This is a genomic window from Billgrantia sulfidoxydans (genome assembly GCF_017868775.1).
GTDB classification, from domain to species: domain Bacteria; phylum Pseudomonadota; class Gammaproteobacteria; order Pseudomonadales; family Halomonadaceae; genus Halomonas; species Halomonas sulfidoxydans.
In genome coordinates, this window is record NZ_CP053381.1 from 1,076,702 (window position 1) to 1,097,017 (window position 20,316).

A 20,316-nucleotide genomic window follows, 5' to 3' on the forward strand; every position below is an offset into this window, starting at 1 on the left:
TCAAACATGAATGGTTTGCATTGGTATTTGTAAAATCCCCGGCCACATGCCTGCGACCCGGGACAGAGCGTGACGAATGGGACTGGCTGCCGTCAGGGCTTGTCGTCCATCGGCGGGCTCCCGATGGCCGCGGCCGGCGCCGCTGGGTCGGGGTCGAAGGAGCGGCGCAGGTCGCGTAGGCGCCGGAACAGGATGCCGCGGTCCTCGCCGACCAGGAAGCTCGCCACTCCCCGTTCCCGCCAGTAGCGGTGCTGGCCCTCTGCCCGGGGAATCGCACAGAACCGGCGCTGCGCGCGAGCGCAGGCCCGGGCCACCCTATCCAGTGCCTGGCGCACACTGTCGTGCCCCGTATCCGGGGCCACCCCCAGATCGTGGGCCAGGTCCATGGCCCCCTCGAGCACCCAGTCCACCCCGGCTACCTCGACGATGGCATCGATGTTCTCCACTCCGGGGGTCGATTCGATCATCACCACCACCAGGATCTCGTCGTTGGCACGCTTCAGGTAGTCGCCGAGCGGCAGCCGCCCGAAGCCGGTGGTTCTGCCCCCGGTGACGCCGCGTCGGCCGAGGGGCTGAAAGCGGGCCGCCGCGACCGCCTCGCGGGCCTGGTCGGCGCTCTCGACCCGCGGCACCACCACCCCCATGGCGCCGGCGTCCAGGGCGCGCTGGATCGCCCCCGCGTCGACCCCGGGCACCCGCACCAGCGGCGTGATGCCGGCACACTCGGCGGCACGGATCATATGCTCCACGGACTCCGGATTGACGCTCAGGTGCTCCATGTCGAGCACCACGAAGTCATAGCCCGCGTAGCCCAGCATCTCGACGAGCCAGGGCGTCGGCACCGAGTTGAGCATGCCGTAGACGCACTCCCCTTGTTCGAGACGACGCTTGAGCGGATTGGCGCCGAGCATCACGCGCCCTCCTCGTCGTCGATCGATTCATCGTCGATAAAGCGCATGATCGGTGCCGGATGGCACAGGAAGTGCTGGTGGGAGATGTTCCAGGCGTAGGCGCCGGCCAGAGTGAACAGCAGCATGTCGCCAATGGCCAGGCGCTCGACCTCGACCTGGCGCGCCAGCACGTCCTTGGGCGTGCACAGCTGGCCGACGACGCTGACTTTGGCGTTGGTCAGCCCCTCCGCGCCGTCGAGTCCGGGCAGGCGCACGAAGGGGTGGTCGTGGTTCTGTGCCGCCGGGGTGCGGAAATGATGGGTGCCGCCACGGCACACCGCGAACCACTGGCCGTGGTTGCGCTTCAGGTCCATCACCTCCATCAGGTAGTAGCCGCAGGGGGCGGTCAGGTAGCGGCCACATTCGAAGCGGATGCGATAGCGCTGCAGGCGCGGCTCGGCGAGACGCCGCGCGAGCCCGCGGCAGAAGCCCTCCCAGTCGAATTGCCGGCCGGGCTCGCGGTAGTTGATGCCGATGCCGCCGCCGACGTTGATCTGGTCGATGTCCAGGCGGTGCTGCTCGCGCCAGTGCTCGACCTGGCGAAACAGGTCGCCGAGGAGCCTGAGCTGGGCGTCGGCATCGAGCTGGTGGGAGATCAGATGGAAATGGAAGCCGCGCAGTTCGATCCTGGGATGGCGGGCGAGGAAGGCGAGACAGGTCTCCAGGTCCTCGGGATCGATGCCGAAGGGGGTGGGCACGCCACCCATGGTCAGGGGCGTGGAGGGCAGGTTGTCGGTCGCCAGGTTCATGCGCAGCAGCACCCCCTGGCGTCGCTCGCTCCGTTCCAGCAGGTGGGCCAGGCGCTCGAGCTCGGTCAAGCTCTCCACGTGGATGAGTTCGACGCCGAGCTCGAGGGCGAGAGAGAGTTCCGAGACCAGCTTGCCCGGGCCGCCGAACAGCAGGGGGGCCTCGGGGAAGCGCTCGCGGATCAGCGCCAGCTCACCGCCGGAAGCGGCTTCGAAGCCGGCCACCCGGCCCGCCAGGGCGTCCAGGATCGGTGCCTCGGCATTGGCCTTGACGGCGTAGAACATCTCGCAGCGCTCGGGCAGTGCCGCCACCACACGCTCGACGTGGCGACGCAAGGCCGGAAGGTCGTACAGATAGGCGCACAGGGGATCGACGCTCGCCGCCTGCAGGCGAGCCGCTTCCCGGGCCATGGAGTCGAGTCGGAGTTGCATTGCTTGCTCCTGAAGCAGGGAGTCCCGGGTCACTGGGTGTCGCGTGGTTGAGCGAAAGGGCTGGCCAGCGGCACGTACTCGGAAGCGCGGTCGGCGCGCTTGAGGACCCGGTTGAGCAGGTTGGTCTTGTTGGGCCAGGGCTCGCCCTCGAGCCATCGCTCGATCAGCCGTGCAGAGAAGGCGTTGCCGTGACGCTGCTGGTAGCGCACCAGGCTCGACTCGAGGCAGCGCCATAGCCGCGGCTCGAGCCCGGCATCGTCGCGCGCCAGGAAAAACACCGCCTGGGCGAGGTTGTTGATCAGCAGGCAGTAGCCGATGCGCTTGATCCCCAGCTCCTCGGGGTAGCGTACCGAGGCCCTGGCGCGCTCGGTGAGGCTGGTCAGACGCTCATCGGGCCACGGCTCGGGCAGCAGCTTGGTGCCTTCCAGGTCGCGGATATAGATATGGCTGGGCAAGCCGTGGCGCAGCCCCACCACGACGTTCTGCAGATGCGGCTCGAACACCACGCCGAGCCGGCACAGGGCGAACAGCATGGGGTGGACCAGGTGCTCGACGTAGGCCTCGAACCAGTGCAGTGCCGCCTCTTCCCGCGACAGGCCGCGATGACGGGCCAGGCGCATGACCTCGCGCTCCAGCGGTGAACCTCCCGAGGCGGTATCGGCGAACAGCGCCGCTGCCAGCAGCGGTGTCTCGCCCTCCCCCCAGGCCGGGGTCTGGCGCAGGATCAGGCCAAAGGCCTCCTGCAAGGCGATGCGCGCCTCCCGCGGCTGGTCGCGGAAGTCGGCGGTGACGAAACCGGGCTCGGTCATCAACGTCAGCGCCGGGAAGGTCTCGCCCAAGGCGCCGGCCTCGGCATCGAGCAGGCGGCTCAAGCCGACGGCGCTCTCGAGTTCGTACCAGGCATTCTTGCGCACGCAGTTGGTCAGGCGTACGTGCAGCGAGCACTTCAGGAAGCGATCGCGGCCGGGCTGGAACAGGGTGCGCACCGAGGCGGTGGGATACCAGGGCTCGCCGGCCGGCCCCAGGTCGAGCAGGCGGCCGCTGTCGAGCGCCTGGCGCACCACGTCCAGGCTGCGAATATGCTCCACCTGCCAGGGGTGCACCGGCAGCGCCCGATAACCGGGCGGCAAGGGAAGGTCGGGTAGCTGACGCTCCAGCTGCGCATAAGCGTCTTCAGCGAGATGGGAGGCCTGGGCGAGATCGCTTGCCGCCGCGGCGAAGTAGTGCAGCGGGAAGGCTGCGCCGAGCTCGGGCGAGTAGCGCCGGATGGCGTCGAGCGCGACCCCCTCGCGGCTCTTGGGGGTGGGGTGAAAGGCGTGGCCGAAGGTCAGCGACTGCTCCGAACGCAGGTACGCCACCTCGCCCTGGCCCCAGTCGTCGTCACTGGCGGCGGCGATGAACTCCCCCATCAGCTCGACGCTGTTGCCGATCTGGGCCAGCAGCTCCTCGTTGAACGGCTGATCGAAGCGCAGGGCCAGCTCGCAGAGCAGCATCCGTGCCAGGTGCTGCCAGTCCAGTGCCTGCCAGGGCTTGCCGAAGCAGGCGCCGAAGGGCTCGGAGCGGTAGGCATGGTTGAGGGTGATCGAGGGGCGCTCGACCGCGATCAGCAGCAGCTGGCCGCTGAGCGGCAGCGAGACCTGCAGCACATGGCCGCCCCTGAGGCGCCGGTGTTGCTGGATCACCTGCGGCCAGGCGCGGGCACCGAAGGGGCTGTCCCAGGTGAGCTCGCCGGCCGGCGCGGCGACCTCGCGGCAGTAGGCGTTGAGCAGCGCCCAGATCGAGCGGGTGCTGGCCTGGTCGTGCCTGTCCTGGAGCTTGAAGGCCCGGTGCAGGGCGATGGCGGAAGAACCAAGGGTCATGTTCGCGTCCTTTGCGAGGAAGTGGAGAGAGAGTGGGTGAGGCCCGGCGCCAGGCTCAGGCCGAGTGCGGCCAGCACCCAGGCCGAGGCCAGCAGCGGGCTGGCCAGGCCGAAGCGCGAGGCCAGGACGCCGGCGCCGAGGCCGGCCGCGACGCCGGCCCACTTGGCGGCGGCGTCGAGGCGCCCGAACAGGCGGCCGGCCCGCTGCCGGCTCGCGCCGCTCATCAGCCGATGGAGCGCGACGAAGGCGGCGGTCATGGCGAGCCCCATCGCCAGCCGTGCCAGCCACATGCCGGCCTGGGCCTGCCAGTCGCTGCCCGCGAGGCCGTACTGCGCCCAGCAGGCGAGCGCCATGACGGCGAAGGCGAGCGTCAGGGTGCGCCGCGGGCAGTGGCCGGCCAGCGCCTTGCCCAGCGGCGCGGAGAACGCGAGGTACACCAGGTGAGGCAGGCTGAACAGGGTGGCCAGCGTAACCGTGGAGAGCCCGGCGAAGCGGCCCTGGAGGTCGGCGATGAAGTAGGGGTAGGTGACCACGCAGGCGAAGGAGAAGCCGAATTGCAGCCACAACAGGAGCCCGGGATGCACCGCTTCGCTGGCGCTCGGCGGCTCGTGGTGCCTGTCGCCGCTCGCCGAATCCGCGGCCTGCACCGCCTCACGGGGCGAGCCGGAGGCCGGGACGGTGGCCACCAGGGCCGCCGCCGCCAGCGGCAGCAGGGTGAGCCAGGCGTACAGGGTCAGCGGGGAAATCCCGCCGATCAGGTAGCCGAACAGGATCGGGGCGACGACCAGGGCGGCCCGTGCCGAGGCCTGCATGGCGGTGAGCGCCCGGGCCAGGCGCTCCCCCTGGAGTTCGCCGGCGAGCCAGGTATTGGAGGCGGCAAAGGTGCCGCCGAGCAGCCCCTGCACGGTCAGGGCCAGGGCAAAGCCGCCCACCGAGGTGGCCTGGCTCGCCAGCAGGAAGCCCAGGGCCAGGCCGACCTGGGCGCGCAGCAGGGAGCGTCGGGCGCCGTAGCGGTCGGCGAAGCGCCCCCACCAGGGCGCCGCCAGGGCGGAAAACACCGTCGGCAGCACATACAGCCAGCCGACCAGATGAAGCTGCGTGGAGGCGAACTCCTCGCTCAACAGGATGGCGAAGAAGGGCGGCATGCCCAGTGCCGCCAGGGACGCCACGAAGTGGCACAGCATGACGCCCCGCACCCGCCGTCTTTCGTCCCGACTCATGGCGTCGCCTCGAGCCGGGCAACCGACGATGCCTGCTCGAACTCGGTGCCGAGGCTCACCTGTTTCAGGAAGTTCGGCGCCGTCCTGCCGTAGAACTTGTTGATGTCCGAGGCTCCGGTGCTCGCCTTGCTGGCCAGGGTGCCGGCGGTCAGCAGGTACTTGGCGTCGAGGAAATCGCGTTCCATCAACTGCATCACGGGCGATCCGTCTTCTTCCGGCATGGCGGCCAGGCTCTGGGCCATGGCTCGGCGCACTTCGCCATACAGCTCGGCTCGTTCGCCGTGGCCGCGCGCGGCCAGGTGCTCGATCAGCGGCGCGACGTTGAGTTGCAGGGTGATGGTGACGAACATCTGCTCGAGCGCCTGGGGCGACTCGCACCAGATGCGCGGGTCCTCGAGCGTCTCCACCAGGCGATACAGCGCCGGCCAGCGGGTTTCGAGCCTGGCGCGGTCCAGGCGCGGCGCGTCGTTATCCTTGAGCAACAGGCGCATCTCGCCGCCCTGGCGCAGCAGCAGCATCGAGTTCTGCTGATTGGACTCCAGTGCCACGCCATAGCGCAGCCACAGGGGCAGATGGATGTCGAAGGTGAGCCGCAGGTAGGCCCACAGGAAGGCGCGGACATCGGCGTCGAAGAAACGCTCGGCCAGCTCCTCGTAGACCACGGCACCGCTGGGGCAGGCCGCGACGAGCCCCGCCACCGAGACCAGGGTGGCGTCCTCGACCGCCGGCGGGTAGCGGCGCAGGATGAAGCCGAGGAAGGGGCGACCCGCGACATGGCCGCCCTGGTGCTCATCGGTGAGAAGCAGGCGCCCGGCGAGCCGCTCATCCTGCTCGGCGATGGCGCCGAGTAGACGCTGGACGCGGTGGCCGTCGCCGATGGTGCTGGGCTTGATGGTGCGGATGTTGCGGCTGCCCAGGGTGCGGATGGTCAGCGGCAGCTTGATATGGGTAGCGGGCCGCGCGGTGAGCATCAGGCTGCGCACCGAGAGGGTGGGTTGGACCTCGACGGCTGCCAGGGGGGCCTTGATCACGGTCTCGGCCAGGCCCGCCTCCTCGAGCATGGCGTCGAGCCCCGATGCCCACAGGAAGGGGTGCACGGGCAACAGCCGATAGTCATGGGCCAGGCGAGTGTCGAGCCCCACCCGCTCGACGCTCGGCCACCAGTCGGGCAGCGCCGTATCGCTCAGGTGGAAGAGTGCCTTCGGCACCGCCAGCCAGCGCAGCGCGAAGCGCGGCTGGAATTCGGGAGCGAAGCGCCGGAGCGCCGCCCCATCGAAGCCCAGCTTGGCCCTGGCGGTGGGGTAGTAGGGGTGATCCTGGAACGATGCCAGGCGGTCGTAGTGGGCGAAGCGGGCCGACCACTCGGCGGGGTGGCTGCCGTTCGCATCCTGGGCCGCGCAGCGGGCAAAGTAGTCACCCTGGGCCTCGCGGCAGGCGAGCCGGTGGATCTCGGCCTGGCGGCATTCGTCGGCGAAGGCGAAGTAGTAGTCGCGCGCCTCCGGCGCCAGGCCCTCGCCGAGCCAGGTGACAAGACTCGCCGCATCCGTCAGCTCCCTCGCCGCCCCAGCCTCGGACATCGCGCTGGCCGCCACCACCGGCCCCGGGCGATAGCGCCACGGCTGCATGAAGCGTTCCGGCGCCACCGGCAACCACAGGGTGCCCGAGGCCAGCGTCGTGACTTCGAGCCAGGGCCCCGGCGTGAGGGGGCCGATATCCAGGCGGGACAGCGCCGGAGGCACCCCGTCCAGCACCCGTGCCTGTCGCGTGATGCCTTGAACGTCCTCGCGCAGCAGGGCGTCGATGACACGGGCCAGGAGGTAGCCGCGCGCCTCGTCGGTCTCGGTCGCCGGGCTCGCTTCGCGGGTCATGGCTGAACCTCCCAGCTCAGCGAGGCCAGCGTCGCCGCCACGCGCTCCTTGAGCTGAATGGCGCTGTCACCGGCGGCGCGCAGCACGCCGAGATAGTCCTTGTTGGAGTGGCTCAGGGTCAGCCGCTCGCCGGCCTGGCGCAGGGGGTGGAAGTCGACGAAGCCGTCCTCCCAGCGGCGGCGAAACGCTTCGGGGACCTGCACCAGTTGACCGGAGCGGGTGGCCCTGACGTACTCGATGTGCAACCCCTTGCTGGCGATATCGAGCCGGGGCAGGGCCTCACCCAGGTGGAGGCGCAGGATGGTGCGGAACAGCTCGATGCCAAGCGCTTCATCGAGGAGGAATTCGCGGCCATCGCCGATGGTGCGGTAGTTGATCTCGATCAGTCGCGGGCCCGTCGGGGTCAGCACGAACTCGCTATGGCAGGAGCCGAAGCCGATGCCGAAGCGACGAATCTGATCGGTGACGTCGTCGATCACCGAGGGGGCGAGGTCGGGCCCCCAGTGGGCGGCCAGCTCGATGAAATGCGGCGGTGGCGACAGCTCGACACGAAAGCCGCCGAGGACCTCGAGGCGCTCGCCGTCGCCCAGGGTTTCCAGGGTATAGAGTTCGCCCTCCAGGTACTCCTCGACCAGCAGTGCCTGGCCGGGCTGGCGCTGCCACAGGCCTTCGCAGCAGGCGATCAGCGCCTCGCGGGTGTCGGCCCGGCTGACGTCCAGGCTTGCCACGCCCTCGCGCGGCTTGACCACGCAGGGTAGGGGGCAGCTCGGAAGGATCTCGCCGAGCTCCTCCGGCGTGGTCACCAGGCGGTGCCAGCAGGAGGACAGCGCCAGTTCGTCGAGACGCTGGCGCATCGCCGCCTTGTTCTTGGCCGCGAAGCAGACTCGCCAATCCTTGCCCGGCAAGCCGAAGTAGTCCGCCACCAGGGCCGTGGCGGCCTGCAGGTGATCGCTGTGGGAGAACACCGCCAGCGGCGCGATGCCGGCCTCCTGCAGCGCTTCGAGAATGGCAATGGGGCTGAACACGTCACAGCCGAGCACCGCTTCGGGGTAAGCGGCGAGGTTTTCCTGGGCGAAGTGGCGACGGTGGTCGTTGGGCAGGTCGGTGACGATCACCGGGTCGAGACCCAGTTCCCGTGCCGCAGGCAGGAAGCCCTCGTTGAGGACCTCCGTGACCACGTGGGCCACGAAGACGATGGGTTGTGGCATGGCGTCGGTTCCTTGTAACGCGAGGGTCGATAGCGCAGCGCCTGGCCCTGTCGGGAGCAGAGCGTCCTCATGGGCCGGCGGGGGACATGCTAGAGCAAATGGTAAAACAGAATCAATATCATTTACATTAATAATAGTTGGCAGTGCTCATGAGCGCCCGCCCAACGCCACCGGGCCGCATCATCTAGGCTGTAGGCGTGTCGGGTCATTTCGAAGTCAAGGGAGGCATATGCGGAAGGACAAGCGTGGGCAGGGAAAGGGGATCTGGCTGCTCTGGGTGGTGGTCGCGCTGTGCTATGCAGTGCCCTACACGCTGCTCGCCGGCGTGACGCGGTGGTACGGCAGCTTCCTGTTCTGGGCGTTGGCAGGGCTCGCCGTGATCGCGCTGAACGTCTTTCTCACCCGCGACTTCAAGGACCGCTGAAATGACCGTTTCCCTCGTGTGGTGGGCGATTGCGGGCTACCTGGCGATCGCCATCGTCATCGCCATCCTGTCGCGCCAGGGCAGGACGCAGGACATGTCGGGCTACTTTCTCGGCAACCGCCAGATGAGCGGCTTCGTCTCCGCGCTCAGCTACAGCGCCACCACCTACAGCGCCTTCATGATGGTGGGGCTGGCGGGGCTGACCTACGCCGGCGGCGTCGGCGCGCTGGGGTTCGAGATCGTCTATTTCGCCGGGGTCTCGCTGGTGGCGGTGTTCGGGCCGCGCTTCTGGGCCGTGGGCAAGGCGTTCGGCGTCGTCACGCCGAGCGAGATGCTGGGCCGGCGCTACGACAGCCGGGCCGTGGCGATCGTGGTGGCACTCTCCAACTGCCTGTTCCTCATTCCCTATGCGGCGGTGCAGCTCGCCGGCATCGGCTACCTGCTGCAGGGCACCACCGACGGCGCGGTGCCGTTCACCGCCGGGGTGGTGCTGGCCACGGCGCTGGCGCTGTTCTTCTCCTACGTCGCCGGCATCCGCTCGGTCATGTGGACCGACTCGCTGCAGGCGATCATGATGATCGTCGCCGCCACCCTGGTGACCTACCTGGTCATCCAGGGGCTGGGCGGCTTTCGTGTGCTGTTCGATACGCTGGCCACGGAGCGTCCCGAGATGCTGGTGGTGCCGGGCGAGGGGCTGTTCACCTTCACCACCTTCCTCGGCCTGACCATTCCCTGGTTCTTCTTCAGTCTCTCCAACCCCCAGGTCAGCCAGCGCCTGTTCATGCCGGCCTCGCTCGCGGCGATGCGCCGGATGCTGCTCGGCTTCCTGGTCTTCGGCTTCGTCTACACCCTGGTCTCGGTGCTGTGGGGGCTCTCCGCCGTGGTCGCCTTCCCGGGGCTGGACAACGCCGACCTGGCCACGCCTGCGCTGCTCACCTCCGGCCACGTGCCGCCGCTGCTGGGGGCGATGGTGATGATCGGCATCCTGGCAGCGGCCGTCTCGACCATCGATTCGATCATGCTGACGCTCTCCTCGATGGTGGCCCGCGACGTCTACGGCAACCTCAGGCCGGGCAGCAGCGAGGCGCGCCAGCTCGCGGTCGGCAAGTGGGTCATTCCGGTCATCGCGCTGCTGGCACTGGGCTTTGCCGAGCTGCAGCTGAGCCTGATCGCGGTGCTTTCGGTGGCGGCGTCGGCGGGGCTGGTCGCCGTGGTGCCGGCCATCGTCGGCGCCTTCTACTGGCGCCGGGGCACGGCGGCCGGCGTGCTGGCCAGCGTCATCGTCGCCAGTGCCTTCGTGCTGTTCGTCTATGCCGGCGGCAACCGCTTCCTGGGGCTGCCGGCGGGGGTGTGGGGAATCGTCGTGGCCAGCCTGGTCTTCCTCGGCGTCAGCCTGGCGAGCCGGCCGCCTCATGCGGCGACGGAGGCCTTCCTGGCAGCGGCCTCCGGCGAGCGGGAAGAGCCGGGGCGGGTGGTCGCGGGCCGCCGCGAGCGCTAGCCTGACAGGAGACGCAAGCACATCGACCAAGCAAACGGAAGGCGACATGGGCGAGACCTACCGCGACGGGCCGATCATCCGCTCGCTGCTGGATACCGACTGGTACAAGCTGACCATGATGCAGGGCGTGCATCACCAGTACCCGAACGCCAGCGTCACCTGGGAGTTCCGCTGTCGGGACGCCGAGCCCCTGGAGCGCTACATCCCCGAGATCCGCGAGCAGATCGACCGCCTGGCCACGTTGCAGCTGTCCCGTGAGGAGTCGGCCTACCTGGCGAGCTTCCCTTACATGTCGCCCGACTTCATCCGCTTCCTGGAGCTGTTCCGCTTCCGCCCGGAGTACGTGAAGGTCGGCATGCAGGGCAGCGAGCTGTGCATCGTCATCGACGGGCCCTGGTCGCACAGCATCCTGTTCGAGATCGTGATCCTCGCCATCATCAGCGAGGTGCGCAATCGAACCCTCTATCCCGAGGTCGAGATCGATCAGGCCGTGGCGCAGCTACGCCACAAGCTCGCGGCGCTGCGCGAGGCCTATACGCCCGAACAGCTGGCCGGCTTCAACCTGGCCGACTTCGGTACGCGACGGCGGCTCTCCCAACCGGTGCAGGAGGCGATCGTCGAAGTCATGGAGGCGGAGTTCCCGGGCCACTTCGTCGGCACCAGCAACGTCGACATCGCGCGTCGCCACGATATCAGCCCGATGGGCACCATGGCCCACGAGTGGGTGATGGCGCATCAGCAGTTGGGGAGCCGCCTGGTGGACAGCCAGCGTGCCGCGCTGGAGGCCTGGGTGCAGGAGTATCGCGGTTATCTCGGCATCGCGCTGACCGATACCGTCACCCTCGATGCCTTCCTGCGCGATTTCGACCTCTACTTCGCCAAGCTCTTCGATGGGCTACGCCACGACAGCGGCGACCCGCTGTGGTTCGCCGAGAAGTGCATTCGCCACTATGAGTCGTTGGGCATCGATCCGATGACCAAGACGCTGATCTTCAGCGACAGCCTGACCTTCGACAAGGCCATGCACATCAAGACGGCGCTGGAGGGGCGGATCCGCACCAGCTTCGGCATCGGCACCCACCTGACCTGCGACGTGCCGGGAGTGAAGCCGATGAATATCGTGATCAAGATGGTCTCGTGCAACGGCCAGCCGGTGGCCAAGATCTCGGATTCGCCGGGCAAGACCATGTCGCGCGACGAGAGCTACGTGAGCTATCTCAAGCACGTCTTCGGCGTGAAGGGGTAACGACGCCTCGGGGCCGGGGCGAAGCGCGTCAGAGGGAAGGGAGGCAGGCCGCAGACCGACCTGCCCGAGCGGAGCGGACGTCAGCCGGCCCGCTTGTTGACGTCCTGCTTGGCCAGCTTGCTCAGCTTGTCGTCGGTGGATTTCTCCTCCTTCAGCGTCTCGGCGAGGATCTCCTTGGCCTTGGTGTGGCCCAGTTGCTCGGCCAGTTCGCAGAGGGTGCCGTAGGCGGCGATCTCGAAATGCTCTACCTTCTGGGCCGCGGCGATCAGGCCGGCATCGCGAACCGGGCCCTTCTCCGTGGCGTCGATCAGTTCCTCGCCCTCCTGGATCAGGCTCTCCATCGCATGGCTCTTGATGCGCTTGACGCGAATGTCGGGGATGGAGTCAGCGGCCTGCTCGATGCGCTCCAACTGGCCCTGTGTCTCTTCGAGGTGATGCTGGAAGGCCTCGACCAGCTTCTCGTTGTCGGCGGCGCGAGCCATCTTGGGCAGCGCGCGGGTGATCTGCTTCTCGGCGCTGTTGGTTTCGGAAAGCAGGCGCACGAACAGTTCCTGGGCGTTCTTGATGACCATGATGAGGTTCCTCCTCCTAGCTGGGTTCCAGATCCATCTACCTTCACGGCTTCTCTAACGTAGCAGTCACCCGCCCGTCCGTTCTTTGCAGGATGGCGACGATATGTGTAGGAGTGAAAGCGAGCGCTCCTGTTGGCATGCGCCCCGCCGCTCGAATCCGGCCGGTATCGCGTTGCGTGGCCGTCATGAGCGATAGCGCAGCCTCCTCCTGGCTTCTATAACTGTGGCAAGACGGATGATTTGGTGGCGAAAGGAGTCGTTATGGAAGCGATCTGGACACTGGGTAGCCGCGGCGTGGCCGAGCATCCTTCCCTGGCAGAGGATGCCGAGGTGGATGTTGCCATCGTCGGGGCGGGCATCACCGGGCTCACCGCGGCGCTGCCGCTGGCCGAGGCCGGTCTCAGGGTCATGGTGCTCGAGGCGGGGAGGGTGGGGGGCGGCGCCACGGGCGGCTCCACCGGCAATCTCTACGCCACGCTGGCCTCGGGGCAGGCGCCGTTGCGCCATAAATGGGGCGATGACGTGGCCGCCGACGTGGTGCGGGCCAGGGCCGAGGCGGTCGACCACGTCGAGGCGCTGGTGCAGCGCTTCGCCATCGACTGCCAGTTCCGGCGCCAGCCGGCCTATCGCCTGGTAAGCGACGAGCGCCAGCATGCCGATCACGACCTGAACGAAGAGCTCGATGCGCTGATCAGCGCCGGGCTCGACGTCGAGATGGTGGACAGCGCCGGCCTGCCCTTCGACAGTTGGGGCATCCGTATCGCCCAGCAGGCCCAGTTCAACCCGCTGCACTATGTCCAGGGGCTGGCCTGCGCGCTGCTCGGCGAAGGCGTGGTGATTCACCAACATGCCCCCGTGCGCGAGATCGACCCTGGCAGGGGGGTGGTGCGAACCGATGAGGCCAGCGTCACCGCTAAGCACATCGTGCAGGCGACCCATACGCCCAAGGGCATCAGCCTGGTCCAGGCGGGCATGCCGGTATCGCGTGAGTACGCGGTCAGCGCGCGACTGAGAAGCGGCGAGTACCCCGAGGGCATCCACTGGGTGCTCGACCCCTTCCACTCGCTGCGCAGCTACCGTCACGGCGACGATCGCTACCTGATGGTCATTGGCGAGAAGCACCCGACCGGCGAGCACCGCGGCGACCATTACCAGTTGTTGCGCGAATACCTGGCGGCACGCTTCGACGTGGCGGCTTTCACCCACCACTGGTCGGCCCAGCAGTACACCTCTCCGGACGGATTGCCTTACATCGGCCGCATGCATGGCCACGGCAATCTCTACATGGCCACCGGCTTCGCCGCCGACGGCCTGGTGTGGGGCACCGTGGCCGGCACGCTCATCGCCGACCAGATTCTCGACCGCGACAACCCCTGGCAGGCACGCTTCGGCGCGCGGCGCATCACCCCGGGAAAATCGGCGCTGCAGTATGCCAAGGAAAATGCCACCGTCACCAAGCACATGGTCAAGGACTACCTGGGCACCGAGAAACTCGATGGCTTCGACGCCATCGCGCCGGGGCACGGCCGGGTTGCCACCGTGGAAGGCGAGAAGCTCGCCATCCATCGTACCGAGGCCGGCGAACTCAAGGTGCTCTCCGCGGTGTGTCCGCACATGAAGTGCATCGTGCACTGGAACGCCAGCGAATCGACCTGGGACTGCCCCTGCCACGGTAGCCGATTCGACACCGAAGGCGAGGTGATCGAAGGTCCTTCCCTCCATCCATTGGCCAAGCTCGAAGGACACCGCTAGGGCGCAGGCGGGGGGGCAGCCCGGGCTACTAGCGAAGAGGCGGAAATGTCAGCAGCGATTCCCGTCGCGCGGCTGAGGCCAGCCACAGCAATGCCACCGCCAGCAGCAGCTCGGCCAGGTCGCCGCCGTAGTACATGAGCTGGGCGGCGGCTTGGATCTCTTCCGCGGGGTGGCCGGCACCGCGCGGCCACAGGTAGCCGTACATGAGCTTGCCCAGCAAGGCGTGGGCGGCCATGGAAACGAACAGCACGCCCAGGCGCAAGCGCAGGCCGAGCCGGTGCGGCGAGGCGTCCGGGCCCGCCAGTACGGCCCAGCAGAACAGGTAGCCCGCCGCCAGGAAGTGCAGATGGACCCAGCCATGCAGCAGGCCGCTGTGCCGCGAGGCGGCATACAGCGGGGTGAAGTAGAGCAGGGCCATGCCGCCGACGTTGAGCAGCAAGGCGGCAATCGGGTGCGACACGATCCGCAGCGGCAGGCTCCGGAGAGCGCCAACGAGCCGGCGCGCCGCGGCGGTCGGCAGGCTCCTGAGGGTCAGCGTCACCGGGGCGGCCAGTGCCCAGGCCAGCGGCGCCAGCATGCCGATCAGCAGGTGCTGGGCCATGTGGCCGCGCAGGTCGTGATGCGCCCAGGCCGTGACCGGCGGGGCCACGGCCACGGCGAGCAGCAGGCTGCCCAGAGCGAAGAGGGCGCAGCGCCAGCCGCTCCAGCCGTTGCCGCGACGCTGCTGGCGTCCGGCCGCGCCAAGATAGCCCAGGGTCGCCAGGCCGAGCAGGCCAAGCGGGAACCATGCCAACAGCGCCGAGGCGCCGCCAGCGGCAACGCTGCCGTGCATGGCTCAGCCCCGCTCTAGCCGCCTGGCTCGGCGGTAGAGGGCCAGGCCCACCAGCAGCAGCGCCAGGGCGGAGAGGTTCCAGCTCAGGTCATAGGCGAGCAGGTCGACGCCGTAGCGGATCTGGTGGATGCCCAGCAGCTTGTGGCTGACGATGCCGTCGAACAGCTGGAAGCCGCCCATGCCGAGGAAGGCGCCGGCCCAGGCCCAGCGCGCCACCAGCCGGCGGCGCTGGGTCTGCTCGATCAGCAGGAAGGCGCCGATCGCGATGGCGAGCAGCTCGGCCGCGTGTAGCAGGCCGTCCGACAGAATGCCGACGGCCGGCGTCGCGCGGTCGAAGAAGTGATGCCACTGCAGCAACTGGTGGAAGACGATCTCGTCGACGGCGGCCATCACGCCGGCGCCGGCCATCGCGGCAAGCCAGAGTGTTCGGCGTGAATCCTGTGCGGCGGCCGGGGTGGGGCGGGGTGAGGTCATGGCATCCGTGCTCTGGTGGGTCTGCCCTCAAGCTAGGCCCGCACTGGCATAAAGACAAACCGCCCGCCGACTTCACTCCCTGGCGGGCGGGAAGCCGACCTCGAATCCGCGCGCATCGAGGTAGCGAATGTCGCGGGGTCGCCCCGCCTCGTCGAAGTCGACCAGGCCGAGGCCGCAGCCGTTCCACAGCCGCTCGCCGGCCCGGGCGCGATCGGGGTCGCGGGGGTGAATCGCCAGGCGGCGGCGCTTGGTGAACCAGTTGAGCGGCGAGCGCGGGGCGTAGAGCCAGCGGTTGAGCCGGTCGAACCAGTCCAGCAGGGTGACGGGAAAGGCGTTCTTGATGCCGCTGGCGGTGATCTGCCACAGCCGTGGGCCTTGCTCGCGGTGCCGCAGGTGGATGTCGTAGGCGAACGAGTAGTGCACGTCGCCGGAGAGAATCACGTAGTTGCCCGGCGTGCGCGAGTGGCGAAAGATGTTGAGCATGACGCTGGCGGCGCCGCGATGGGCCATCCAGTTCTCGGCATCCACCAGCAGGGGCTTGCCCGCCAGGGCGAAGAGCCGCTGCACCGCCTCGATGAGCTTGACGCCGAACATGGGGGCCGGCGAGACGATGATGGCCGCGGGCGCGTCGAGCATGGCCTCCTGCAGTTCGATCAGCGCCTCCCAGTCCATCAGGCCCGAGGGGCGGGTCGGGTGGCGCTCGCTGCGCCAGCGCCGCGTGCGGGTATCCAGCACGATCAGGGGAGGCGGCCCGGGGATGCGGTACTCCCAGCCCTGGAAGCGCTGCAGCCGCTGCAGCAGGGCGTCGTGCGCCTGTCTTGGCAGCTGGCCCTCCTGCCGCTGCGCCTCGGTCATCAGTTCCGCCGCCTGTGCGCACAGGCCATCCAGGCGCTCGGGATCGTTGCCCCAGCCTTGGCAGAGCAGGTAGGCCAGCAGGGCATTGCCGATGATGCGTCGCGAGAAGGGGTGGCCGTAGGCGACCTGCTCCCAGTCGGCGGTCAGGTTCCAGTCGTCGGTCACGTCGTGATCGTCGAAGATCATCAGGCTGGGCAGGTGGGCCAGCAGGCGGGAGCAGGCGGGCAAGCCTTCGACGAAGCGCTCGAGGATGGCCTGTTCGGCCAGGAAGCGCTGGGGCCATTCGGCGTCCAGCGCAGGAGGGGAGATTTCGATCAGCCGCCACGGCACCGGCGACCAGACCAGCAGGTACATGGCCATCACCTCGGCGAAGGTGATCAGGTGATTGTGTGCATTGGCCGTGGTGAACACCGGCTTGCGTACGCCGCCGAAGAAGCGTTCGCGCAGGGCGCTGCCGCTCTCGGTGTCCGGCAGCAGCGCCTCGCGCCGGTAATAGGTGGCCGCGTCGCGATAGAGTGCCTGGCTGTCGGGCACCGTGGCGCCCTCCAGCGCCTCGTCGAACAGGCCCAGCCGTGCGATCAGGGCGTGGATCGCCACCAGCGTGGGGCCGGCCACGTCGTCGGCGTAGACCTGGTCGCCCGTCATCAGCAGCCAGGCCGGCCACTCCTGTGGCGCCCGGCGCCGCTCGGCGAGCCAGGCATCGGCGCCCACCAGGCCGTCGGGGCCGTCATGGTGGGGCTTGCGGCAGGAGCCGTGCAGCAGGCGGTGGTGGCGTTCGGCCAGCACGAAGCTCGGGTAGTGCGTGCCCGCGTGGAGCAGGTGCGGTGCCCAGTCGGCGATGCCGCGCTCCTCGGCTTCGCTGCGCACCTTCAGGTCATAGTCGACGAGCGTGCCGGTGGGCAGCGGCGTGGCGAGGGGAACGTCGATCAGGTGCAGCCAGGCATGCTGACCGACCGGGATGCGCTCGAGCCGCTCGTCGCCCAGCCGCAGGCGACGCGGCGGGTGGCTCTCGGGGTGCAGCATGAGCGTGAGTTCGAGCGGCCGCGTGGCCACCAGCCACAGCACCAGGCGCTCGGCCGACAGGCGTCGCAGCAAGGGGCCGGCCAGGACGTCGGGCAGGGGCGGGGCGTCGTCGGTCATCGGGCTCTCCTGTCTGGCGGCGCTCGCGCCATCGCTGGCGCATGACACTCCAAGTGAGTAGGCTGGGCTGCGATTCGTTCAATTCCTGCTGATGGAGACGGCAACATGCTCGTCATGATTCTGGGGCTTGTGCTCTTCCTGGGCACCCACTCCGTACGCATCTTCGCCGACGACTGGCGCAGCAAGCAGATCCAGCGCCTGGGCGAGATGCGCTGGAAGGGCTTGTTCTCGCTCGTCTCCATCGTGGGGCTGGCACTGGCCATCTGGGGCTTCGGGCGCATGCGCCTCGATCCCACCTGGGTCTGGTTCCCGCCGGTGGGAATGCGCCACGCGGTGGCGCTGCTGATGCTCCCCGCCTTCCTCCTGCTGGTGGCGGCCTACGTTCCCCATAACCACATCAAGGCCAAACTGGGCCATCCCATGGTACTGGCGGTCAAGGTGTGGGCGTTTGCCCACCTGCTGGCCAACGGGCGCCTCGGCGACATCGTCTTCTTCGGTGCCTTCCTGCTCTGGGCCGTGCTCGACTTCCGTTCTGCCCGGCGGCGCCAGCCCGCCCCGGCCGTGAGCCCGCGCGCCTCCGGCACCCTCATCACGCTGGGCGTCGGGCTGGTCGCGTACTACCTGTTCGCCTTCCATCTGCATGTGTGGGTCACCGGTGTACCGGTGATGTAGCGGCTGGCGCCCGGCGGCATTGACATGGGTCAAGGCGCTGCCGGCGATATTGATCGACCCTGATGGGACGTTGCCGGCCACCGGCATCACGACCATGAGGAAACCCCATGCCTGCCATGATGAAAGCCGCGATCTTCGTCGAGCCGGGGCGCATCGAGATCGACGACAAGCCCATCCCGGACATCGGCCCCAACGACGCCCTGATCCGTGTCACCACCACCACCATCTGCGGCACCGACGTGCACATCCTCAAGGGCGAGTACCCGGTCGAAAAGGGGCTCACCATCGGCCACGAGCCGGTCGGCGTGATCGAGAAGCTGGGCGCCAACGTACAGGGCTACCGCGAGGGCCAGCGGGTCATCGCCGGCGCCATCTGCCCGAGCTTCACCTCCTACGCCTGCCAGGACGGCTGCAGCGCCCAGGACGGCGGCCACCACGCCCACGGCTACAAGCCGATGGGCGGCTGGCGCTTCGGCAACACCATCGACGGCGCCCAGGCCGAGTACCTGAGGGTGCCCGACGCCCAGGCCAACCTGGCGCCGGTGCCCGACGGCCTGACCGACGAGCAGGTGCTGATGTGTCCCGACATCATGTCGACCGGCTTCGCCGGCGCCGAGTCCGCCGGCATCAAGATCGGCGACAGCGTGGCGGTGTTCGCCCAGGGGCCGATCGGTCTGTGCGCCACGGCCGGGGCCCGGCTGCGCGGTGCTGGGTTGATCATCGCCGTGGACGGCGTCGATGAGCGCCTGGCCATGGCGCGGCAGATGGGCGCGGACGTCACCCTCGACTTCCGCAAGGTCGACGTGGTCGAGGAGATCCTGCGCCTGACCGGCGGGCGCGGCGTGGACGCCTCCATCGAGGCGCTGGGGTTGCAGTCCACCTTCGAGGCGGCGCTGCGGGTGATCAAGCCGGGCGGCACCCTGTCGAGCCTGGGGGTCTACTCCGGCGACCTGACGATCCCGCTCGGGGCGTTCTGCGCCGGCCTCGGCGATCACAAGATCGTCACCTCGCTGTGCCCCGGCGGCAAGGAGCGTATGCGCCGGCTGATGCAGGTGATCGAGACCGGGCGGCTGGACCTCGGCCCCATGGTCACGCATCGCTACGCGCTGGAGAACATCGTCGAGGCGTACGACCTCTTCTCGCACCAGCGCGACGGCGTGCTGAAGGTGGCGATCCAGGCGAGCTGAGGGCGCATCGCGCCGCGCCAGCAGGGGCGAAACAGCGTTGAAACGGCGTGCGGATTTTTCCTGACAGGCTGCTACTCTTTGTTACACAGGGATTGAACGGTCATTCAATGTTCATCCCTTCGTCATGGAGTCGCGCGATAAGGGTCGGGGGCCAGGTCCCGCTGGCCCCTGTCACCTTGTGCAGGACCCTCATGGAGAACCCCTCATGTCGTTCACACGTCGCCGTTTCCTCAAGGGCACCCTGGCTGCCGGCGCCGCCGCCAGCGTGCCGTCGTTCTACATCAACAAGGTACTGGCCCAGGAGCAGACCCTGCGCATCTATGCGTGGGCGGGCTATTTCACCGACGAGATGCTGGCCGACTTCACCGAGAAGACCGGCATCCGCGCGACCTTTACCCCCTACGGCACCAACGACGAGCTGATGAACTCGCTGCGGGCCACCGACGGCACCGGCTTTGACGTGATCATGCCTACCGTGGACCGGGTGCCGGGCTACCTGGACTACGACCTGGTGCAGCCGCTCGACGAGTCGCGCATCAACTGGTCCGGCGCGCTCGACAGCGCCATCGAGGGCTCCGAGGTGGGCGGCGTGGTCGACGGCAAGCGCTACTTTGCCCCCAGCGACTGGGGCACCGAGGCGATCACCTGGCACCGTCGCGACGCCAAGGTCGACCGCGCCAACCTCAGCTACGCCGACCTGTGGAACCCCGAGCACGGCCAGGGCGTGACGGTGCGCGGGCACTCGGCGCTGGTGGGTATCGGCCTGTGGCTCGAGCGCGAGGGCCGGCTGCCGCATCCGCTGCTCGACTCCTACAAGAGCGAGGAGGCCATGCGCGCCAACTTCGACGTCATCCTCGAGGAGGCGATCAAGCACAAGCACATGCTGGTGCAGTTCTGGGACACCGAGAACGACGCCCAGGCGGCCTTCCGCACCAACGGCGCCATCATCGGCCAGACCTGGGATTCCACCGCCTTCCGCCTGCAGCAGGAGGGCGAGGACATCGCCTACGGCGCACCCAAGGAGGGCGCCCTGGCGTGGATGGAGGGCTTCGTGATCCCCAAGAACGCTCAGAACCCGGACGCCGTCTACGAGCTGATCAACTGGTACTACACGCCGGAGGCGGGTGCCCTGTTCGTCAAGGCGACCGGCTACAACTCCACCTCCAAGGGCGCTACCGAACTGCTGCCCGACGAGACGCGCCAGTTCTTCACCGACTCCTACACCGAGGAAGACCTGGCTAACCTGTGGTGGTGGCCGATCCAGGAGCCGTGGTACGTGGCGCTACGCAATGAATACCAGGATCGCTACCTATCGGCATAAAGCGACGGATAAAGAGAATAAGAGGGAAGAGGGGCGCGCAGCGCCGCTCTTCCCGCTTCG

The 20,316-nt window shown here is 68.4% G+C and carries 17 protein-coding genes; 7 read left to right on the plus strand and 10 right to left on the minus strand.

What is annotated here, in order from left to right:
• Positions 1 to 92: 92 nt before the first annotated feature.
• The 6 genes from HNO51_RS05155 to HNO51_RS05180 are packed head-to-tail and all read right to left on the minus strand — an operon-like array spanning position 93 to position 8,283.
• Positions 93 to 911 (minus strand): HpcH/HpaI aldolase family protein, encoded by an 819-nt coding sequence (locus HNO51_RS05155; protein WP_209538650.1) that lies wholly within the window; start codon positions 909 to 911, stop codon positions 93 to 95.
• A complete protein-coding gene (locus HNO51_RS05160; protein ID WP_197449964.1) occupies positions 911 to 2,128 on the minus strand; it encodes a type III PLP-dependent enzyme in 1,218 nt (405 codons plus the stop codon). Before HNO51_RS05160 ends, HNO51_RS05155 begins: the two co-directional genes overlap by 1 nt.
• Before the next feature lie 29 nt (positions 2,129 to 2,157).
• Positions 2,158 to 3,987: an IucA/IucC family protein gene (locus tag HNO51_RS05165; RefSeq protein WP_209538651.1), complete on the minus strand. Its 1,830-nt coding sequence runs from the start codon at positions 3,985 to 3,987 to the stop codon at positions 2,158 to 2,160.
• Positions 3,984 to 5,207: an MFS transporter gene (locus HNO51_RS05170; protein ID WP_209538652.1), complete on the minus strand. Its 1,224-nt coding sequence runs from the start codon at positions 5,205 to 5,207 to the stop codon at positions 3,984 to 3,986. The genes HNO51_RS05165 and HNO51_RS05170 overlap by 4 nt, the downstream gene beginning before the upstream one ends.
• Positions 5,204 to 7,075, minus strand: a complete 1,872-nt coding sequence (locus tag HNO51_RS05175) for an IucA/IucC family protein (RefSeq protein ID WP_209538653.1) — start codon at positions 7,073 to 7,075, stop codon at positions 5,204 to 5,206. The genes HNO51_RS05170 and HNO51_RS05175 overlap by 4 nt, the downstream gene beginning before the upstream one ends.
• The gene (locus HNO51_RS05180; protein ID WP_209538654.1) at positions 7,072 to 8,283 is read right to left on the minus strand and encodes an ATP-grasp domain-containing protein; all 1,212 of its coding nucleotides are present in this window, start codon (positions 8,281 to 8,283) and stop codon (positions 7,072 to 7,074) included. Before HNO51_RS05180 ends, HNO51_RS05175 begins: the two co-directional genes overlap by 4 nt.
• 229 nt (positions 8,284 to 8,512) lie before the next feature.
• Between HNO51_RS05180 and HNO51_RS05185 the strand changes: the two genes are divergently transcribed.
• Genes HNO51_RS05185 through pncB form a run of 3 tightly spaced genes read left to right on the plus strand, consistent with a single transcriptional unit; the run spans position 8,513 to position 11,451 of the window.
• Positions 8,513 to 8,707 carry a hypothetical protein gene (locus HNO51_RS05185; protein ID WP_197449969.1) on the plus strand — a complete coding sequence of 65 codons (195 nt, stop codon included), beginning with the start codon at positions 8,513 to 8,515 and terminating at the stop codon, positions 8,705 to 8,707.
• A gap of 1 nt (position 8,708) precedes the next feature.
• A complete protein-coding gene (locus HNO51_RS05190; RefSeq protein ID WP_209538655.1) occupies positions 8,709 to 10,205 on the plus strand; it encodes a sodium:solute symporter family protein in 1,497 nt (498 codons plus the stop codon).
• Between the two features lie 46 nt (positions 10,206 to 10,251).
• On the plus strand, positions 10,252 to 11,451 hold the full coding sequence (gene pncB, locus HNO51_RS05195; protein ID WP_197449971.1) for a nicotinate phosphoribosyltransferase: 1,200 nt from the start codon (positions 10,252 to 10,254) through the stop codon (positions 11,449 to 11,451).
• A gap of 80 nt (positions 11,452 to 11,531) precedes the next feature.
• On the opposite strand, the gene HNO51_RS05200 is transcribed toward pncB, so the two are convergent.
• Entirely contained in the window at positions 11,532 to 12,023 is a 492-nt protein-coding gene (locus HNO51_RS05200) for a YciE/YciF ferroxidase family protein (protein ID WP_197449972.1), read from the minus strand.
• Between the two features lie 261 nt (positions 12,024 to 12,284).
• Here HNO51_RS05200 and HNO51_RS05205 point away from each other — a divergent pair, with 261 nt between their 5' ends.
• A complete protein-coding gene (locus tag HNO51_RS05205) occupies positions 12,285 to 13,775 on the plus strand; it encodes an FAD-dependent oxidoreductase (RefSeq protein ID WP_209538656.1) in 1,491 nt (496 codons plus the stop codon).
• Positions 13,776 to 13,803: 28 nt separating this feature from the next.
• Here HNO51_RS05205 and HNO51_RS05210 read toward each other — a convergent pair whose 3' ends face one another.
• The 3 genes from HNO51_RS05210 to HNO51_RS05220 form a co-directional block, all read right to left on the minus strand.
• Complete coding sequence (locus HNO51_RS05210) at positions 13,804 to 14,607, minus strand: cytochrome c oxidase assembly protein (RefSeq protein ID WP_209538657.1); 804 nt, start codon at positions 14,605 to 14,607, stop codon at positions 13,804 to 13,806.
• Positions 14,608 to 14,610: 3 nt separating this feature from the next.
• A complete protein-coding gene (locus HNO51_RS05215; RefSeq protein ID WP_209538658.1) occupies positions 14,611 to 15,081 on the minus strand; it encodes a DUF2243 domain-containing protein in 471 nt (156 codons plus the stop codon).
• Between the two features lie 72 nt (positions 15,082 to 15,153).
• Entirely contained in the window at positions 15,154 to 17,076 is a 1,923-nt protein-coding gene (locus HNO51_RS05220; protein WP_209538659.1) for a metallophosphoesterase family protein, read from the minus strand.
• A gap of 105 nt (positions 17,077 to 17,181) precedes the next feature.
• Here HNO51_RS05220 and HNO51_RS05225 point away from each other — a divergent pair, with 105 nt between their 5' ends.
• The 3 genes from HNO51_RS05225 (at position 17,182) to HNO51_RS05235 (ending at position 20,256) form a co-directional block, all read left to right on the plus strand.
• Positions 17,182 to 17,748 carry an NnrU family protein gene (locus HNO51_RS05225; protein ID WP_197449979.1) on the plus strand — a complete coding sequence of 189 codons (567 nt, stop codon included), beginning with the start codon at positions 17,182 to 17,184 and terminating at the stop codon, positions 17,746 to 17,748.
• Positions 17,749 to 17,855: 107 nt separating this feature from the next.
• A complete protein-coding gene (locus HNO51_RS05230; protein ID WP_197449980.1) occupies positions 17,856 to 18,935 on the plus strand; it encodes an NAD(P)-dependent alcohol dehydrogenase in 1,080 nt (359 codons plus the stop codon).
• 205 nt (positions 18,936 to 19,140) lie between these two features.
• Positions 19,141 to 20,256, plus strand: a complete 1,116-nt coding sequence (locus HNO51_RS05235; RefSeq protein WP_197449981.1) for a substrate-binding domain-containing protein — start codon at positions 19,141 to 19,143, stop codon at positions 20,254 to 20,256.
• Positions 20,257 to 20,316: the final 60 nt, after the last annotated feature.

Bases quoted from the DNA above. Each gene is read 5' to 3' on its own strand.
- HNO51_RS05155 (WP_209538650.1), bottom strand. From the start codon at position 911: ATGCTCGGCGCCAATCCGCTCAAGCGTCGTCTCGAACAAGGGGAGTGC.
- HNO51_RS05160 (WP_197449964.1), bottom strand. From the start codon at position 2,128: ATGCAACTCCGACTCGACTCCATGGCCCGGGAAGCGGCTCGCCTGCAG.
- HNO51_RS05165 (WP_209538651.1), bottom strand. From the start codon at position 3,987: ATGACCCTTGGTTCTTCCGCCATCGCCCTGCACCGGGCCTTCAAGCTC.
- HNO51_RS05170 (WP_209538652.1), bottom strand. From the start codon at position 5,207: ATGAGTCGGGACGAAAGACGGCGGGTGCGGGGCGTCATGCTGTGCCAC.
- HNO51_RS05175 (WP_209538653.1), bottom strand. From the start codon at position 7,075: ATGACCCGCGAAGCGAGCCCGGCGACCGAGACCGACGAGGCGCGCGGC.
- HNO51_RS05180 (WP_209538654.1), bottom strand. From the start codon at position 8,283: ATGCCACAACCCATCGTCTTCGTGGCCCACGTGGTCACGGAGGTCCTC.
- HNO51_RS05185 (WP_197449969.1), top strand. From the start codon at position 8,513: ATGCGGAAGGACAAGCGTGGGCAGGGAAAGGGGATCTGGCTGCTCTGG.
- HNO51_RS05190 (WP_209538655.1), top strand. From the start codon at position 8,709: ATGACCGTTTCCCTCGTGTGGTGGGCGATTGCGGGCTACCTGGCGATC.
- pncB (WP_197449971.1), top strand. From the start codon at position 10,252: ATGGGCGAGACCTACCGCGACGGGCCGATCATCCGCTCGCTGCTGGAT.
- HNO51_RS05200 (WP_197449972.1), bottom strand. From the start codon at position 12,023: ATGGTCATCAAGAACGCCCAGGAACTGTTCGTGCGCCTGCTTTCCGAA.
- HNO51_RS05205 (WP_209538656.1), top strand. From the start codon at position 12,285: ATGGAAGCGATCTGGACACTGGGTAGCCGCGGCGTGGCCGAGCATCCT.
- HNO51_RS05210 (WP_209538657.1), bottom strand. From the start codon at position 14,607: ATGCACGGCAGCGTTGCCGCTGGCGGCGCCTCGGCGCTGTTGGCATGG.
- HNO51_RS05215 (WP_209538658.1), bottom strand. From the start codon at position 15,081: ATGACCTCACCCCGCCCCACCCCGGCCGCCGCACAGGATTCACGCCGA.
- HNO51_RS05220 (WP_209538659.1), bottom strand. From the start codon at position 17,076: ATGACCGACGACGCCCCGCCCCTGCCCGACGTCCTGGCCGGCCCCTTG.
- HNO51_RS05225 (WP_197449979.1), top strand. From the start codon at position 17,182: ATGCTCGTCATGATTCTGGGGCTTGTGCTCTTCCTGGGCACCCACTCC.
- HNO51_RS05230 (WP_197449980.1), top strand. From the start codon at position 17,856: ATGCCTGCCATGATGAAAGCCGCGATCTTCGTCGAGCCGGGGCGCATC.
- HNO51_RS05235 (WP_197449981.1), top strand. From the start codon at position 19,141: ATGTCGTTCACACGTCGCCGTTTCCTCAAGGGCACCCTGGCTGCCGGC.